Annotated in this window: 12 protein-coding genes; 8 read left to right on the top strand and 4 right to left on the bottom strand. The window is 69.2% G+C overall.

The window, feature by feature from the left end; translation table 11 throughout:
- The gene (gene ppc, locus AC1DSA_RS16815; protein WP_477891203.1) at positions 1-2,799 is read right to left on the bottom strand and encodes a phosphoenolpyruvate carboxylase; all 2,799 of its coding nucleotides are present in this window, start codon (positions 2,797-2,799) and stop codon (positions 1-3) included.
- Between the two features lie 74 nt (positions 2,800-2,873).
- On the opposite strand from ppc, the gene hemC reads away from it, so the two are divergent.
- The 4 genes from hemC to AC1DSA_RS16795 are packed head-to-tail and all read left to right on the top strand — an operon-like array spanning position 2,874 to position 6,873.
- On the top strand, positions 2,874-3,776 hold the full coding sequence (gene hemC, locus AC1DSA_RS16810; RefSeq protein WP_477891201.1) for a hydroxymethylbilane synthase: 903 nt from the start codon (positions 2,874-2,876) through the stop codon (positions 3,774-3,776).
- Positions 3,777-3,784: 8 nt separating this feature from the next.
- Positions 3,785-4,540 (top strand): uroporphyrinogen-III synthase, encoded by a 756-nt coding sequence (locus AC1DSA_RS16805; RefSeq protein ID WP_477891199.1) that lies wholly within the window; start codon positions 3,785-3,787, stop codon positions 4,538-4,540.
- Positions 4,537-5,616: a uroporphyrinogen-III C-methyltransferase gene (locus tag AC1DSA_RS16800; RefSeq protein WP_477891197.1), complete on the top strand. Its 1,080-nt coding sequence runs from the start codon at positions 4,537-4,539 to the stop codon at positions 5,614-5,616. Before AC1DSA_RS16805 ends, AC1DSA_RS16800 begins: the two co-directional genes overlap by 4 nt.
- 3 nt (positions 5,617-5,619) lie before the next feature.
- A complete protein-coding gene (locus AC1DSA_RS16795; RefSeq protein WP_477891195.1) occupies positions 5,620-6,873 on the top strand; it encodes a heme biosynthesis HemY N-terminal domain-containing protein in 1,254 nt (417 codons plus the stop codon).
- 62 nt (positions 6,874-6,935) lie between these two features.
- On the opposite strand, the gene AC1DSA_RS16790 is transcribed toward AC1DSA_RS16795, so the two are convergent.
- Positions 6,936-9,998: an Rne/Rng family ribonuclease gene (locus AC1DSA_RS16790; RefSeq protein WP_477891193.1), complete on the bottom strand. Its 3,063-nt coding sequence runs from the start codon at positions 9,996-9,998 to the stop codon at positions 6,936-6,938.
- A 501-nt stretch (positions 9,999-10,499) separates the two neighbouring features.
- Between AC1DSA_RS16790 and AC1DSA_RS16785 the strand changes: the two genes are divergently transcribed.
- Genes AC1DSA_RS16785 through AC1DSA_RS16770 form a run of 4 tightly spaced genes read left to right on the top strand, consistent with a single transcriptional unit; the run spans position 10,500 to position 13,547 of the window.
- Positions 10,500-11,504: an RluA family pseudouridine synthase gene (locus AC1DSA_RS16785; protein ID WP_477891401.1), complete on the top strand. Its 1,005-nt coding sequence runs from the start codon at positions 10,500-10,502 to the stop codon at positions 11,502-11,504.
- Positions 11,461-12,129: an HAD family hydrolase gene (locus tag AC1DSA_RS16780; protein WP_477891191.1), complete on the top strand. Its 669-nt coding sequence runs from the start codon at positions 11,461-11,463 to the stop codon at positions 12,127-12,129. The genes AC1DSA_RS16785 and AC1DSA_RS16780 overlap by 44 nt, the downstream gene beginning before the upstream one ends.
- On the top strand, positions 12,126-12,509 hold the full coding sequence (locus AC1DSA_RS16775; RefSeq protein ID WP_477891189.1) for a Rieske (2Fe-2S) protein: 384 nt from the start codon (positions 12,126-12,128) through the stop codon (positions 12,507-12,509). Before AC1DSA_RS16780 ends, AC1DSA_RS16775 begins: the two co-directional genes overlap by 4 nt.
- A 9-nt stretch (positions 12,510-12,518) precedes the next feature.
- The gene (locus tag AC1DSA_RS16770; RefSeq protein WP_477891187.1) at positions 12,519-13,547 is read left to right on the top strand and encodes a S49 family peptidase; all 1,029 of its coding nucleotides are present in this window, start codon (positions 12,519-12,521) and stop codon (positions 13,545-13,547) included.
- Here the strand turns inward: AC1DSA_RS16770 and AC1DSA_RS16765 are convergent, their stop codons facing one another.
- Positions 13,548-14,309: an SAM-dependent methyltransferase gene (locus AC1DSA_RS16765; RefSeq protein ID WP_477891185.1), complete on the bottom strand. Its 762-nt coding sequence runs from the start codon at positions 14,307-14,309 to the stop codon at positions 13,548-13,550.
- Entirely contained in the window at positions 14,309-14,914 is a 606-nt protein-coding gene (locus AC1DSA_RS16760) for a Maf family nucleotide pyrophosphatase (protein WP_477891183.1), read from the bottom strand. The genes AC1DSA_RS16765 and AC1DSA_RS16760 overlap by 1 nt, the downstream gene beginning before the upstream one ends.
- Positions 14,915-14,920 lie beyond the last annotated feature (6 nt).

Genomic DNA, 14,920 nt, shown 5'->3' with positions numbered 1-14,920 from the left:
TCAACCGGTGTTGCGCAATCCCGCCGCGATTCCGTTGATCGCGAGGTGGATGCCGCGCCGCTCGCGTTCGTCCGCTTGCCCCTCGCGCCAGCGGCGCACCAGCTCCACCTGGAGGTGGTGCAGCGGGTCGATGTAAGGGAAGCGGTGCCGGATCGAGCGGGCGAGCGCTGCGTTCGATGCCAGACGCTGCTTTTCCCCGGTGACGAGGGTGAGCGCATCGACGGTGCGCTTCCACTCGGCTTCCATCGCGCCGAAGATGCGCTTGCGCAGGCGCGTGTCGGGCACCAACTGCGCGTACCGAGAGGCCAGTGCCAGGTCGCTTTTGGCCAGCACCATGTCCATGTTGGACAGCAAGGCCTTGAAGAAGGGCCACTGGCGGTACATGCGCTGCAGCAGCGCGACCTGCTCCTTGCGGTCGGCCATGGCCAGGAAGGCCTCGACCGCGGCGCCGAAGCCGAACCAGCCGGGCAGGGTGAGCCGGCACTGGCCCCAGCTGAAGCTCCACGGGATCGCGCGCAGGTCCTCGATGCGCTGCGTCGCCTTGCGAGAAGCCGGACGCGAGCCGATGTTCAGTTCGGCGATTTCGCGGATGGGCGTGGCGTTCAGGAAGAAGTCGACGAAGCCGGGGGTTTCGTAGACGAGTGCCCGGTATGCGTGCATGCTGGCCTGCGAGAGCGCTTCGGCGGCCTCCAGGAAGGACTTGGGCGCCGGCTTGGTGGGTTGCAGCAGCGTGGCCTCCAGCGTGGCGGCCACCAGCGTCTCGAGATTGCGGCGCCCGATCTCCGGGTTGGCGTACTTGGAGGCGATCACCTCCCCCTGCTCGGTCAGGCGGATCTGCCCGCGCACCGTGCCGGGAGGCTGTGCCAGGATGGCCTGGTAGCTCGGGCCGCCGCCACGCCCCACCGTGCCGCCGCGCCCGTGGAACAGCCGCAGCTGGATGTTGTGCGAATTGGCGAGCTGGTCGAACAGGTCCACCAGCGCAATCTCGGCGCGGTACAGCTCCCAGTTGCTGGTGAAGATGCCGCCATCCTTGTTGCTGTCGCTGTAGCCCAGCATGATGTCCTGCTCGGCGCCGGAGCGCTGCACCAGCTTGGCAATGCCGGGCAGTGCGTAGAAGGCCCGCATGATCGGCGCCGCATTGCGCAGGTCCTGGATGGTCTCGAACAGCGGCACCACGATCAACGCGCTGATGGCAGGGCCGTCCAGGGTGCCCTGCAGCAACCCCACTTCCTTCTGCAGCAGCATCACTTCCAGCAGGTCGCTCACCGCCTCGGTGTGGCTGATGATGTAGTGGCGAATGGCCTGCGCGCCGAAGCGCAGACGCATCGCCGCGGCGGTTTCGAAGATGGCGAGTTCCTTGCGCGCCAGGTCGCTGTACCCCGCACCCAGCACCCGCAGAGGACGGGCATCGCCCAGCAGCCGGAGGAGAACCTCGCGTTTGCCGTCTTCCTCGAGCGACGCGTAGTCGTCTTCCAGCCGCGCGGTCTTGAGCAACTCGGCGACGACCAGTTCGTGCTGGTCGGAGCTCTGGCGCAGGTCCACGGTGGCCAGGTGGAAGCCGAACACCTCCACTGCGCGGATCAGGGGCTTCAGGCGCTGCTGCACCAGCGCGCCGGCATGGTGGGCGAGCAGCGAGTCGCGGATGATGCGAAGGTCGGCAAGAAACTCTTCGGCGCTCCCGTAGGGGTTCTGCGGCGGCACCGCATGGCGCGCGGCATCGCCGCCAGTGAACTCCTTGAGCGTGGCGGCCAGGCGCGCATACATGCCGGTCACGGCGCGGCGGTAGGGCTCGTCCATGCGGTGCTCGCCCCGGTCCGGAGAGCTGTCGGCCAGCGCTTGCATGTCGGGCGTCACCGCCACCAGCAGGGCGGACATGGAGAAGTCGCTCCCCATCCAGAACAGCTCGGTGAGGTAGTAGCGCAGCGCCACCTCGCACTGGCGACGCAGCGCGTACGCCAGGGTGTCCGCGCTCACATTGGGGTTGCCGTCGCGATCGCCGCCGATCCACTGCCCCATTCGCAGGAAGCTCGCCACGGGCTGGTGTCCCAGCTCCTGTTCCAGCTGCCCATAGAGCTTCGGGATTTCGCGCAGGAAGGTCGCTTCGTAGTAGCTGAGCGAGGTCTCGATCTCGTCTGCGACGGTGAGCTTGGTGAAGCGAAGCAGCCGGGTCTGCCACAGCTGCAGCACCCGCGCGCGCATCTGCACCTCGTTGGCGGCGAGTTCGCGCGGGGCCAACGCATCGCGCGGCAGGGCGCGCGCGCGGATCTCGTCGCGCTCGGTGAGCAGGCGCGCGAGGTCGCGCTCGGCATCGAGGATGCTCTTGCGCTGCACCTCGGTCGGGTGCGCGGTGAGCACGGGCGACAGATAGCTGTGGGCCAGCGTCTGCGCCACCGCTTTCGAGCCGATGCCGGCCCAGCGCAGGCGCGCTAGCGCCACCTCGATGCTGCCTTCCTGGGTGTCGCCCGCGCGCTCGTGCACTTCGCGGCGGCGGATGTGGTGCCGGTCTTCCGCCAGGTTGGCCAGGTGGCTGAAGTAGGTGAAGGCGCGAATCACGCGCACCGCCTGCTCGCCGGTCAGGGACTTGAGAAGCGACTTCAGCGCACGATCCGCCTCGTGGTCGGCGTCGCGCCGGAACGCCACCGACAGCTTGCGGATGCGCTCAACCAGTTCGTAGGTTTCGACGCCCTCCTGCTCGCGGATCACGTCGCCCAGGATGCGGCCGAGCAGGCGGATGTCCTCGAGCAGCGGTCGTTCGTTGTCCTTGGCACGCCGCACGGGCGGCTGCTCACTGGGCGGCATGTTGGCTTCCGTTGGGAGGGGGCGGGGGGATGCTAGCATCGACCTTCCCACATGGATTACAAGCAGGTTACGACGTGAGCCAGTTCACCATCGCCACGCGCGAAAGCCGGCTCGCCCTCTGGCAGGCCGAGCATGTCAAGGCCTTGCTGGAGCAGCGGGGGCACCAGATCGAGCTGCTCGGGATGACGACCAAGGGCGACCAGATCCTGGACCGCTCCCTGAGCAAGGTCGGCGGCAAGGGACTGTTCGTCAAGGAGCTCGAAGTGGCGCTGGAAGAAGGCCGCGCCGACCTCGCCGTGCACTCCCTCAAGGACGTGCCGATGGACCTGCCGGAAGGGTTCGAGCTCGCCTGCGTGATGGAACGCGAGGATCCGCGCGACGCCTTCGTTTCGAACAGGTACGAGCGGCTTGCCGACCTGCCGCAAGGCGCGGTGGTGGGCACCTCCAGCCTGCGGCGCATCGTCCTGCTCCAGGCGCTCCGGCCGGACCTGAAGATCGAACCGCTGCGCGGCAACCTGGACACGCGGCTGCGCAAACTCGATGACGGCCAGTACGACGCCATCGTGCTCGCCGCCGCCGGGCTCAAGCGCCTGGGCCTCGCCTCGCGCATTCGTGCTGTGTTCGAGACCACGGAGATGCTGCCGGCCGCCGGCCAGGGCGCGCTGGGGATCGAAACGCGCTCCGAGCGGCCCGAGGTCGGCTCCGCGCTGGCGCCGCTGGCGCACCAGACCACCTGGCTGTGCGTGGCGGCCGAACGCGCGGTGAGCCGGGCCATGGGCGGCAGCTGCTCCATGCCCCTGGCGGCCCACGCGCGCATCGAAGGCGAATACCTGCAGCTGGAAGCGGCCTGGGGCGACCCCGACCGACCGGGCGTGCTGGTGCGCGCCAAGGCCGCCGAGGTGATCGCCGACGCCGCGCAAGCAGCGGCGCTGGGCGAGCGGGTTGCGGCGCGCCTGCGTGCCGGCGGCGCCCACTGAGGCATCGCATGGCCGTCATCGTCACGCGGCCGGCCCGGGAGGCCGCGCGCTGGACGACGCAGTTGAGAGATCGCGGCTTGGAGGCGATCGCCTTGCCGCTGCTCGCGATCGGTACAGCCGCGGACATGCCGGCACTTCGGCGCGTGGCCACCGACGCGGATCGTTTCAGGGCGGTGATGTTCGTGAGTGCGAATGCCGTGCACGGCTTTCTCGCCGCCAACCCCGTGTTCGACCGCGCGCGCGCCTGGGCCCCGGGGCCGGCGACGCGCGACGCCTTGCTGGCCGCTGGCGTGCCCTCCGACCGCATCGATGCCCCGGCCGAATCGGCGGAACAGTTCGATTCCGAAAGCCTCTGGCGCCAGGTGCATGGGCAACTGGCCGGCGGCGACAGCCTGCTCATCGTGCGGGGCGCGGACGCCGAAGGGCGGAGCCAGGGTCGCGACTGGCTCGCGCAGCAGCTGGCCGCACAAGGGGTTCGCGTGGAGACCGTCGTGGCCTACTCCCGTCAACTGCCGCAATGGACAGCGCAGGAACAGCACGCGGCGCGCCGCGCGGCTACTGACGGCTCGACCTGGCTCTTCAGCAGTTCCGAGGCCGCGGGCAACCTGCAGCGCCTGCTGGGGGGGCAGGATTGGTCGCGGGCGCGGGCCATCGCCACGCACCCGCGCATCGCCGCGGCCGTGCGCGCACTGGGATTCGGCGAGGTGCGCGAATGCCGTCCCGCCTTCGAGGATGTCATCGCGTCGATAGAATCGGACCGATGAGTTCCCTGCCTCCGTCGCCACCACCGCCCGAGCTCGCCCCCGCGCTGCCGGTGAGTTCCGCGCCGGAGCATGTGGCCGCCGTGCGCTCCGCCACGGTGTCGCGCGCCACCATCTTCGCCCTTGCGCTCCTCGCAGGCGCCGCCTTGTTGTCCAGCGTGATGCTTTGGCAGCGGCTGTCCGCCATCCAGGAACAGCTGGCGCGCCAGAGCGCCGACAGCGGGGCCAATGCGATCGAAGCTCGCGCTCTCGCACGCCAGGCGCAGGATGTCGCCCGCGACGCCGCAGCGCGCCAGGTGGTGCTGGAATCCCGCTTGCAGGAAGTCGCGCTGCAACGCACGCAGGTGGAGGAGCTGATCCAGAGCCTGTCCCGGTCCCGGGACGAGAACCTGGTGGTGGACATCGAGTCGGCGCTGCGCCTGGCGCAGCAGCAGACACAGCTGACCGGCAGTGCCGAGCCGCTGCTCGCCGCGCTGCGCAGCGCGGACCAGCGACTGGCACGTGCCGCGCAGCCCCGGCTGGCGCGCCTGCGGGCCGCCATTGCGCGGGACATCGAACGCATCCGCTCGGCCACCGTCACCGACGTACCGGGGCTGCTCGCGCGGCTGGACGACATCGTGCGCCAGGTGGACGACCTGCCGGTGGCCAACGCCGTGCCGGCCCGGGCACTGGCCGAAGCGCCGCGCAAGGCGACCACCTCGACGTCGCCGGCCATGCTGTGGTGGGAACGGTGGCGCGATGCCGTGCTGGACGACGCGCGGGCGCTCGTCCGGGTGAGCCGCATCGACCAGCCCGAGGCGATGCTGGTCGCGCCGGAGCAGGCTTTCTTCCTGCGCGAGAACATGAAGCTGAAGCTGCTCAACGTGCGGCTGTCGCTGCTCGCGCGGCAGAACGAAGCGGCCCGGGCCGACGTGAATGCGGCCGCGGCCGCGTTGTACAAGTATTTCGATCCTTCGGCGCGCCGCACGCAGGCCGTGGCGACGCAGCTGCAGCAGGTGCAGGCCCAGGTGCGCACGGTGGAACTGCCGCGCGTCGAAGAGACGTTCGCCGCCCTGGCCACGGCCGCCGCGGGGAAGTAGGCCATGCGCGCCGCGCTCTGGCTGCTCATCCTGTTCGCGATCGCGGCGGCGGGGGCGCTGTTCGCCGGCAACAACCAGGGCACGGTCACGCTGTTCTGGCCGCCGTACCGCATCGACCTGTCGCTGAACCTCGTGCTTTTGCTGCTGCTGGGCGCCTTTCTCGTCGTGCACACGGCCATGGGGGCGATTTCGGCCCTGCTGGACATGCCGCGCCAGGCGTTGCGCTGGCGCACGCAGCAGAAAGAGCGTGCGATGCACGCGGCACTGCTCGATGCGCTCTCGCACATGCTGGCCGGCCGCTACATCCGCTCGCGCAAGGCAGCCGAAGCGGTGCTGGACCAGGAAGGCTCGCTCACCGCGTCAGGCCACAAGCCGGGCAATGCCGGGCAACTGCGCGCCATCGCCCACCTGCTGGCCGGCGAGTCCGCGCATGCCCTGCAGGATCGCGCTGCGCGGGAGGATCACCTCCGRCAGGCCTTGGAGCAGGCCTCCGCGCGCGACGCGCAGGAAACCCGCGATGGTGCCGTGCTGCGCGCTGCGCGCTGGGCACTCGAGGACCGCGAGCCCGAAACGGCGATGAGCCTCCTCCAGAGCCTGCCGCAGGGCGCGGGGCGGCGCACCGTGGCGCTGCGCACCCGCCTGCGCGCGTCGCGCCAGGCGGGCCAGCCGCTCGAGGCGCTGGAGACCGCGCGCCTGCTAGCCAAGCACCACGCTTTTTCACCGATCGCAGCGCGCAGCATCGTGCGCGGCCTGGCGATCGACCTGCTCAATGGCGCGTACGACGTCGCACAGTTGCAGCGCGCGTGGGCGGCGCTGGAGCCGTCCGAACGCCTGATGCCCGAGGTGGCGATCCATGCGGCGCAGCGGCAGATGACGCTGGGCGGTGATGCCCGGACCGCGCGCGACTGGCTGCTGCCGGTGTGGGAATCGCAGTCCGATCTGGGGGACGTGCTGCGCGTCAAGCTCGTCTGCGCCCTGGAAGAGGGCCTCGATTCGATCGACGCTGCATGGCTGGCACGCGTCGAGGCCGCCCAGCGCGCCAATCCGCGCGACGCCACGCTGCAATACCTGGCGGGCATGGCCTGCATGAAGCGGCAACTCTGGGGCAAGGCGCAACAGCTCCTCACGCAGGCCGCCTTGGGTCTGCAGAACGTGAGCCTGCACCGAAACGCATGGCGGGCGCTGGCGGAACTCGCGGAGCAACGCGAGGACGCAACGGCGGCGGCGTTGGCCTGGAAGCGCGCGGCGGGCGAGTAGCGGGACACGGCTCCCATGAAAAAAGGCGCCCGCGGGCGCCTTTTTTTTAGCCTTGCTTCGCGTCAGAACGGAAGCTGCAGGTTGCCCAGGTCGCGTCGGGTCTCGACCAGCACCAACGGACCTTCGTCGGCCACCACCATCGCGGGTCGTTCCCGCGGGACGTGCACCGGCCGGGGCTCCGCTGCCATCGCATCGCGTGCCGCAGCGATCTTCTCCGCATCCGACAGCACCCATTGCAAGCCCGAGCCTTCGGCCACGTTCTTGAGCTCGTCCACCGGCAGCTGGAAGGGCTGCACTCGGGGCACTCCCCGCGCCGGTACCGGCTCTGCCGCACGGCTCGCGACGGGGACTGCCTTATTGGCCTGCATGCCGCCGGCATGGTGTTCCTGCGGCATGGGCGAGTGGCCGGCGAACACTTCCATTTCGAACGGCGAGACCTCTGCGCCGGTGGCGACGACGACGGCGTCCGCCGGGCGTTCGCCACGGTCGGTGCGCTCGCCGCGTTCGCGTCGGTCCCGTCCATAACGATCGCGGGAACGGCGGTCGTGGCGTTCACCGGACTCCCCATCGGCCCGTGCTTCGTCGAAGTGCGTATGCGACTCCAGCACCGGGTTGGTGCCCGGGGGCAGTTGCGCATCGGCCGACTCGGTCACGGCGCCTACGGAGCCGCCGGCCGCAGCCAGCGCTTCCGCCTCGACGCCGGCTTCCTGGGGCTGGGCTTCGCGCGGGCCGCGCTCGCGGCGCTCGCCGCGGTCGCCACGTTCGCCACGTTCGCGGCGGCCATCGCCGCGGGGGCCGCGCTCGCCGCGTTCGCTACGTTCACCCCTCGGCGAACGGTCCTGCTGCTGCGACGGGGCCGCGCCCTCAGGGGCAGTGGCTCCGGGAGCGACGACGCCTTCCTCACGCGCCTCACCGCCTTCGCGCGCCATGCGCTCGGCTTCGCGACGCTGGCGCGCCTCGTGCCGCTCACGGCTTTCCTGCGGTTCGCGGTTGTCGCCCGGTTCGCGGCCTTCGCCGCGCCCTCCGCGCTCGGCACGGTCACCACGTTCGGCGCGGTCACCGCGCTCGCCACGGTCACCTCGTCCTCGCCGGCCTTCGCCGCGCTGCTGCGGATCACGCTGTCCCTCGGGACGCTGCTGCGTGCCCTCGGCACCTTCGGCAGTCGACCGCTCGCGACGCGGTTCGCCTTCGCGACGGCCTTCGCCGTTGCGGCGGTCCCGGTCACGGCCGCGGCCGCGATCGCCCCGTTCTCCTCCCCGCTCGCCCCGGCCACGTTCGCCGCGGCCTTCGCCGCGCGGCTCGCGGCGCTCTTCCTTCTTCGCCTCCGGGGTGGGAGCGACCACGGGTGCCGGTTCGGCAGTGGGCGCCAGGCCGAAGGCGCTCTTCAGCCAGGAGAAGAAGCCCTTCTCGGCCGGTGCCGGCGCCGGCACGCGCACGTGCGCCGCCGCGACGGGCGCCGGAGCGGGCGCGGCCTTGGCGACGGGTTCCTGCACGGGGGGCTTGACCACCGGCATCGGCGCGGGAGCGTCGGGCAGCACGCCCTTGATCAGCGGCTCCTGCTTGTTGGTCCGCTCGTGCGAGCGTCGCGTCACGGCCGTCGGATCCTCGACTTCTTCGGCCATGTGGTAGCTCGCCCGCAGGCTGTCGAGCCGCGCGTCGTCGTGCTTCAGGCGCTCGAGCCGGTAGTTCGGCGTTTCCAGCGTCTTGTTGGGGATCATCAGCACGCTGATGCGCTGCTTCAGTTCGATCTTGGCGATCTCAGCGCGCTTTTCGTTCAGCAGAAAGGAAGCGACTTCCACCGGAACCTGCACGTGCACCGCGGCCGTGCTGTCCTTCATCGACTCTTCCTGGATGATCCGCAGGATCTGCAGCGCGGAGCTTTCCGTGTCGCGGATGTGGCCGTGGCCGCCGCAGCGCGGGCAGGGGATGGAAGCGCCTTCGGACAGGGCCGGGCGCAGGCGCTGGCGGCTCATCTCCATCAGGCCGAACTTGCTGATGGAGCCGAACTGGACGCGGGCGCGGTCCTGCCGCAACGCATCGCGCAGGCGGTTTTCCACTTCGCGCCGGTTCTTCGACTCTTCCATGTCGATGAAGTCGATCACGATCAGGCCGCCCAGGTCGCGCAGGCGCATCTGGCGCGCGACTTCGTCGGCCGCTTCCAGGTTGGTGCGGGTGGCGGTCTCCTCGATGTCGCCGCCTTTGATGGCGCGCGCCGAGTTGACGTCGATCGAGACCAGCGCCTCCGTGTGGTCGATGACGACCACGCCGCCGGACGGCAGCTTGACCTCCCGTGCATAGGCCGACTCGATCTGGTGCTCGATCTGGAAGCGGGCGAACAGCGGCGCATCGTCGCGGTAGCGTTTCACGCGCGCCGCATGTTCCGGCATCACGTGCGCCATGAACTGATGCGCCTGCTCGTAGATGTCGTCGGTGTCGATCAGGATGTCGCCGATGTCGTGATTGAAATAGTCACGGATCGCGCGGATCACCAGGCTGGATTCCTGGTAGATCAGGTAGGCGCCCTTGACGCCCTTGGACGCGCCCTCGATGGCGCCCCACAGCTTCAGCAGGTAGTTCAGGTCCCACTGGAGTTCCGGTGCGCTGCGGCCGATGCCGGCCGTGCGCGCGATGATGGACATGCCGTTGGGATACTCCAACTGGTCCATGTTCTCCTTGAGCTCGGCCCGGTCATCGCCCTCGATGCGCCGGCTCACGCCGCCGCCGCGCGGGTTGTTGGGCATGAGGACGACGTAGCGTCCCGCCAGCGAGATGAAGGTCGTAAGCGCCGCGCCCTTGTTGCCGCGCTCTTCCTTTTCCACCTGGACCAGCAGCTCCTGGCCTTCCTTGATGGCCTCGTTGATGCGTGCCTGGGAGACCGAGACGCCCGCGGCGAAGTACTGCCTGGAGATTTCCTTGAACGGAAGGAAGCCGTGTCGGTCCTCGCCATAGTCGACGAAACAGGCTTCGAGCGAGGGCTCGACGCGGGTCACGACCGCCTTGTAGATGTTGCCCTTGCGCTGTTCGCGCCCTTCGATTTCGATTTCGTAGTCGAGCAGTTTCTGCCCGTCCACGATCGCCAGCCGGCGTTCTTCCGCCTGCGTGGCGTTGATCAGCATCCGCTTCATAGCGTCACCTTGTTCTTCACAACACTCAGCGCGCCCAAGGGGCGCGAACTTCGGTGCCGGACAGACGCTTCGAAACGAATGGAATTGCCGGAGTGCAGACGGGCGTGCCGAGCGCTAGCTCAGCAACCGTCGCAAGGGCACAAGGATGGGGGCGAGTGGGCGACGGCGCTGCACCGCAAATGCAGCGGTGGGAGTGGCGCCGAAGAGGGGCCATGGGACCTGCATGGCGGGCGCCGGCAGGAGCCAGCGCCAGAAAGCCAGGAGGAGAACCATCAGCACCGTTGTCTCGCTTTGATCCGTCCGCCAGCCGCTCTTGGCTGCCGGACTTTTTATTCCGTGAGTGTTTCGAAGAGCCGGACCCTACGACAACGTCCGCGCCATGACGGGCTTGGGCCCGGAATCTGCGCGGGACGATGCCGGTGGCATCGACCTGCCAGGGTGCCGAGCGGGGAGGCGTGGACTAAACTGCCAGCCAAATCAACCACTTACGGCGTAACTCTGGTGAAAGTGATTATAGGGGGCAGTCTGCTCCCCGCAAGTGGCTCAGTCCAATTTCTGACAGTGGGGGAGGAATCGGCCGGCCAGCGGCTCGACAACTTCCTCATCCGCGTGCTCAAGGGCGTGCCCAAGACGCACGTCTACCGCATCATCCGGTCCGGCGAGGTCCGGGTGAACAAGGGCCGGGCCTCGGCCGACTCCCGGGTGTCCATCGGCGACATCGTCCGGCTTCCTCCGGTCCGGCTGTCCGAGTCGGTGGCGGCGAAAGCCGATAAGCCGGCGCCCGCGCGCGAATTCCCCGTCCTGTTCGAAGATGAGCACCTCCTGGCGATCGACAAGCCGGCGGGCGTTGCGGTGCACGGCGGCAGCGGGGTGAGCTTCGGCGTCATCGAGCAGCTGCGGCAGGCTCGGCCGTCCGCCAGATTCCTGGAGCTGGTGCACCGACTGGACCGCGAGACCTCGGGCATCCTGCTGGTGGCCAAGAAGCGTTCGGCGCTGACGAAGCTGCAGGACCAGTTCCGCGAGCGCGAGACCGGCAAGACCTACCTGGCGCTGGCCGTGGGCGCCTGGCCGGGCAACAAGAAGGTGATCGACCAGCCGCTGCACAAGTATCTGCAGTCGGACGGCGAGCGGCGCGTCAAGGTCGTCGCCCGGGACGATCCCGACGGTATGCGCTCGATCACCCTGGTCAAGGTGCAGGAGCAGCTTCCCCGCTTCAGCCTGCTGGAAGTGACCATCAAGACCGGTCGGACGCACCAGATCCGCGTGCACCTCGCCAGCGCGGGGCACCCCATCGCCGGGGACGACAAATACGGCGACTTCGAGCTCAACAAGGGCCTGCAGAAGGAGGGCCTGCGGCGCATGTTCCTGCACGCATGGCGGTTACAGTTCGACCACCCCGCCACCGGCGAGCGCATCACCCTGCACGCGCCGCTGCCGCAGGACCTGCAGAAATTCACCGACCATGCCCGCCAGCCGCCCCCGCCAGTTCGACCTGATCGCCTTTGACTGGGACGGCACGCTGTTCGACTCCACGACGATCATCGTGCGCTGCATCCAGCAGGCGGTGTCCGACGTCGGCGGATCGGTCCCGACCGATCGGGATGCGGCCTATGTGATCGGGATGGGGCTGATGGATGCGCTCGCGCATGCCGCCCCCGACGTGCCGCGAGAGCGCTATGCGGAACTGGGCGCGGCCTATCGGCGCCATTACGTGACCCGGCAAGACGACCTGAGCCTGTTCGAAGGCGTATTGCCCATGCTTTCCGACCTGCGCGCGCGCCGTCACCGGCTCGCCGTGGCCACGGGCAAGTCGCGGCGAGGGCTCGACGACGTGCTGCGCTCGGTGCAGCTGGCCGGCGTCTTCGACGGTTCGCGTACCGCCGACGAGACGGCGGGCAAGCCCGATCCGCTCATGTTGCACGAGCTGATGCGCGAATTCGGCACCGACCCGGAACGCACCCTCATGATCGGAGACACGACGCACGACCTGCAGATGGCGCTCAACGCCGGCTGCCCGAGCGTGGCCGTGAGCTATGGGGCGCATGCGCCGGACGGCTTCGAGGCGCTGCAGCCGCGGACCATCGTGCATTCCGTGCGCGAATTGCACGATTGGCTGCTGGTGAACGCATGACGGATGCCGCGAACGAGGGGGAACTCGTTCCCCTGTGCAACTCGCCCGACCTGGTGGACGGCGGCGTTGCCGTGCCCTTCGACGTGGTCCTGTCGGGGCAGACCTGCCGTGCCTTCGCCATCCGCTACCGCGGCGCCGTGCATGCGTACCTCAATCGCTGCACGCACGTCGCGATGGAACTGGACTGGCAGCCGAACCGCTTCTTCGACGATACCGGCCAGTGGCTCCTGTGCGGTTCGCACGGCGCCGCCTACCGGCCGGACACCGGGGCGTGCGCGGGTGGGCCTTGCCGGGGGGCGTTGATCCGGATCGATCTCACCGAAAGGGACGGCGTGGTGCACTGGCATACTGCCTGGAACCTGCAACCCGTGGCCTTCTGAGCTGCCGACATGAACAACGAGAACCTGCCCCCGGGCAACACGCCGGCCGAACCTCCGGCGGGCACTCCCCCTCCCGTGGCCGCGGCCGCGGCCGCGCCCCGCGCAGAGGAGCTGCCTGGCTGGGAGCGCGCCACCATGGAAAAGCTGTTGTTCGCCACGCTGGAAGAGCAGAAATCTGCGCGGCGATGGCGTGCCTTCGTGCGCCTGGCCTGGCTCGCCTTCTTCATCGTCCTGGTCTGGGCGCTCACCTACCGCGGCAACCAGGCCGGGGACAAGCTGGCGCCGCACACTGCGGTGATCGAAATCGATGGGGAGATCGGCCCCAAGAACGAGGCCAGCGCGGAGTTCATCGTGGCCGCTGCCAAGGCCGCGTTCGAGGACCAGGGCGCCCAGGGCGTCGTGCTCCTGATCAACTCGCCAGGTGGCAGTCCGGTGCAGGCGGGAATCATCAACGACGAACTGCGGCGCCTCAAGGCCAAGTACAAGAAGCCACTGTACGTGGTGGTGGAGGAGTCCTGTGCTTCGGCCGCCTACTACATCGCGGTGTCGGCCGATCGCATCTTCGTCGACAAGGCCAGCATCGTGGGCAGCATCGGCGTACTGATGGAGGGCTTCGGCTTCGTCGGACTGATGGACAAGCTGGGGGTCGAGCGCCGCCTGCTGACCGCAGGTGAGAACAAGGGCTTCCTCGACCCGTTCAGCCCGCAAACGGACAAACACCGCGAGCATGCGCAACAGATGCTCAACCAGATCCACCGCCAGTTCATCGACGTGGTGAGGACCGGTCGCGGCAAGCGGCTGAAGGAGACGCCGGAACTGTTCAGTGGACTGTTCTGGACCGGCCAGCAGGCAGTGGATTTGGGGCTTGCCGACCAGCTCGGCAACCTGGACTACGTTGCGCGCGAGGTCATCAAGGCCGAAGAGATCGTCGACTACACCCGCCACGAGAACGTGGCCGAGAAACTCGCCAAGCGCTTCGGCGCGGCCATCGGCGAGGGCGCGGTCAAGGCCCTGCGCACGGTGCAGCCGCTGCGCTGATCACGCGCCCAGTGCGAACACCGCCGGCAGGTCCGCGGCCACGGGCACGGGCTGCTGCTTCCAGGCAGCCACACTGTAGGTGCGGCAGCGTGCCGTCGGCAAGGTGAGCGCTGAAGCCACGGCGATCCGCGTGTCCAGCCTCAAGGCCTGGAGCAGGGCCTGCCACATCGGTGGATTGCGGTATGGGGTTTCGATGAACAGCTGCGTCTGTCCGGTACGCAGCGCCAATCCTTCCAGTTCGCGCAGCCGCTGCAGGCGTGCCGCGGCTTCCTGGGGCAGGTAGCCGACGAAGGCGAAGTTCTGGCCGTTGAGGCCGCTGGCCGCGAGCGCCAGCAACAGCGAGACCGGTCCCACCAGCGGCACCACTTCCAGGCCCAGGTCGTGCGCGGCCCGCACCACCGACGACCCCGGATCGGCCACGGCGGGCATGCCCGCTTCGCTCAGGAGGCCCACGTCCTGGCCTTGCAGTGCTGCCTGCAGCAGCGGGCGAGCGTCGTAGGAGGCCGGGGCGTGGTCGCCCTTCTTGTGAACGGCCCTCGGCAGTTCGGTGATCGCCTGCTGCTGCAGCGGTGCCGCCAGCGGCTGGATGGCGTCCACCCGCTTGAGCAGCGCGCGGGCCGACTTGGCGTTTTCGCAGATCCAGCACGTCAGGCGGGCCGCAACGGCGATGGTCGCGGCAGGCAGGACGTCGGTGAGGGGCGAGGATGTGGTGCAGCCGTGGTCCAGCGGCGCGGGCACCAGGTAAAGGCGACCGACTGCCATCAGAACAACCGAAGCCCGGCCGCGCGCAGCATCCTGCAGGTGCGGATCAGCGGCAAGCCCACCAGGGCCGTCGGATCGTCGCTGTCGATGGCTTCCAGCAAGGCGATTCCCAGGCCCTCGCTCTTGGCGCTGCCGGCACAGTCGTACGGCTGCTCCGCGTGCAGGTAGGCCTCGATTTCGGCATCGGCGAGCGCTCGGAAGCGCACTCGCACCGGGGCGAGGTCGTGGGCCGTGAAGCCACTCTCGGCGCACTGGACGGTCAAGGCCGTCTGGAAGATCACGGTCCGTCCACTCATGCGCCGCAGCTGCGCGAGCGCGTTCGCATGGGTGCCAGGCTTGCCGAGCGATTCGCCGTCCAGGTCCGCGACCTGGTCGGAGCCGATGACGATGGAACCGGGGTGCGTCCGCGCAACCGAGGCGGCCTTGGCCGCTGCCAGGCGACGCGCGAGGTCGGCCGGCTGCTCTCCTGGCAACGGCGTCTCGTCCACGTTCGGTGGCTCGACGGTGAAGGGCAGGTGCAGGCGGGACAGCAGCTCGCGCCGATACACCGAGGTCGAACCGAGGATGAGGGGGCGCGCGGCAGGGCGGGGGGAAGCAGGCGGCATCGGCAG

It is taken from the genome of Ramlibacter sp. P4_H7, from assembly GCF_056400765.1.
This window is presented reverse-complemented; position numbering and strand designations above follow the sequence as displayed.

Coding starts and splice junctions, on each gene's coding strand:
- ppc (WP_477891203.1), bottom strand. CDS start 2,799: ATGCCGCCCAGTGAGCAGCCGCCCGTGCGGCGTGCCAAGGACAACGAA.
- AC1DSA_RS16805 (WP_477891199.1), top strand. CDS start 3,785: ATGGCCGTCATCGTCACGCGGCCGGCCCGGGAGGCCGCGCGCTGGACG.
- AC1DSA_RS16800 (WP_477891197.1), top strand. CDS start 4,537: ATGAGTTCCCTGCCTCCGTCGCCACCACCGCCCGAGCTCGCCCCCGCG.
- AC1DSA_RS16790 (WP_477891193.1), bottom strand. CDS start 9,998: ATGAAGCGGATGCTGATCAACGCCACGCAGGCGGAAGAACGCCGGCTG.
- AC1DSA_RS16780 (WP_477891191.1), top strand. CDS start 11,461: ATGCCCGCCAGCCGCCCCCGCCAGTTCGACCTGATCGCCTTTGACTGG.
- AC1DSA_RS16775 (WP_477891189.1), top strand. CDS start 12,126: ATGACGGATGCCGCGAACGAGGGGGAACTCGTTCCCCTGTGCAACTCG.
- AC1DSA_RS16770 (WP_477891187.1), top strand. CDS start 12,519: ATGAACAACGAGAACCTGCCCCCGGGCAACACGCCGGCCGAACCTCCG.
- AC1DSA_RS16765 (WP_477891185.1), bottom strand. CDS start 14,309: ATGGCAGTCGGTCGCCTTTACCTGGTGCCCGCGCCGCTGGACCACGGC.
- AC1DSA_RS16760 (WP_477891183.1), bottom strand. CDS start 14,914: ATGCCGCCTGCTTCCCCCCGCCCTGCCGCGCGCCCCCTCATCCTCGGT.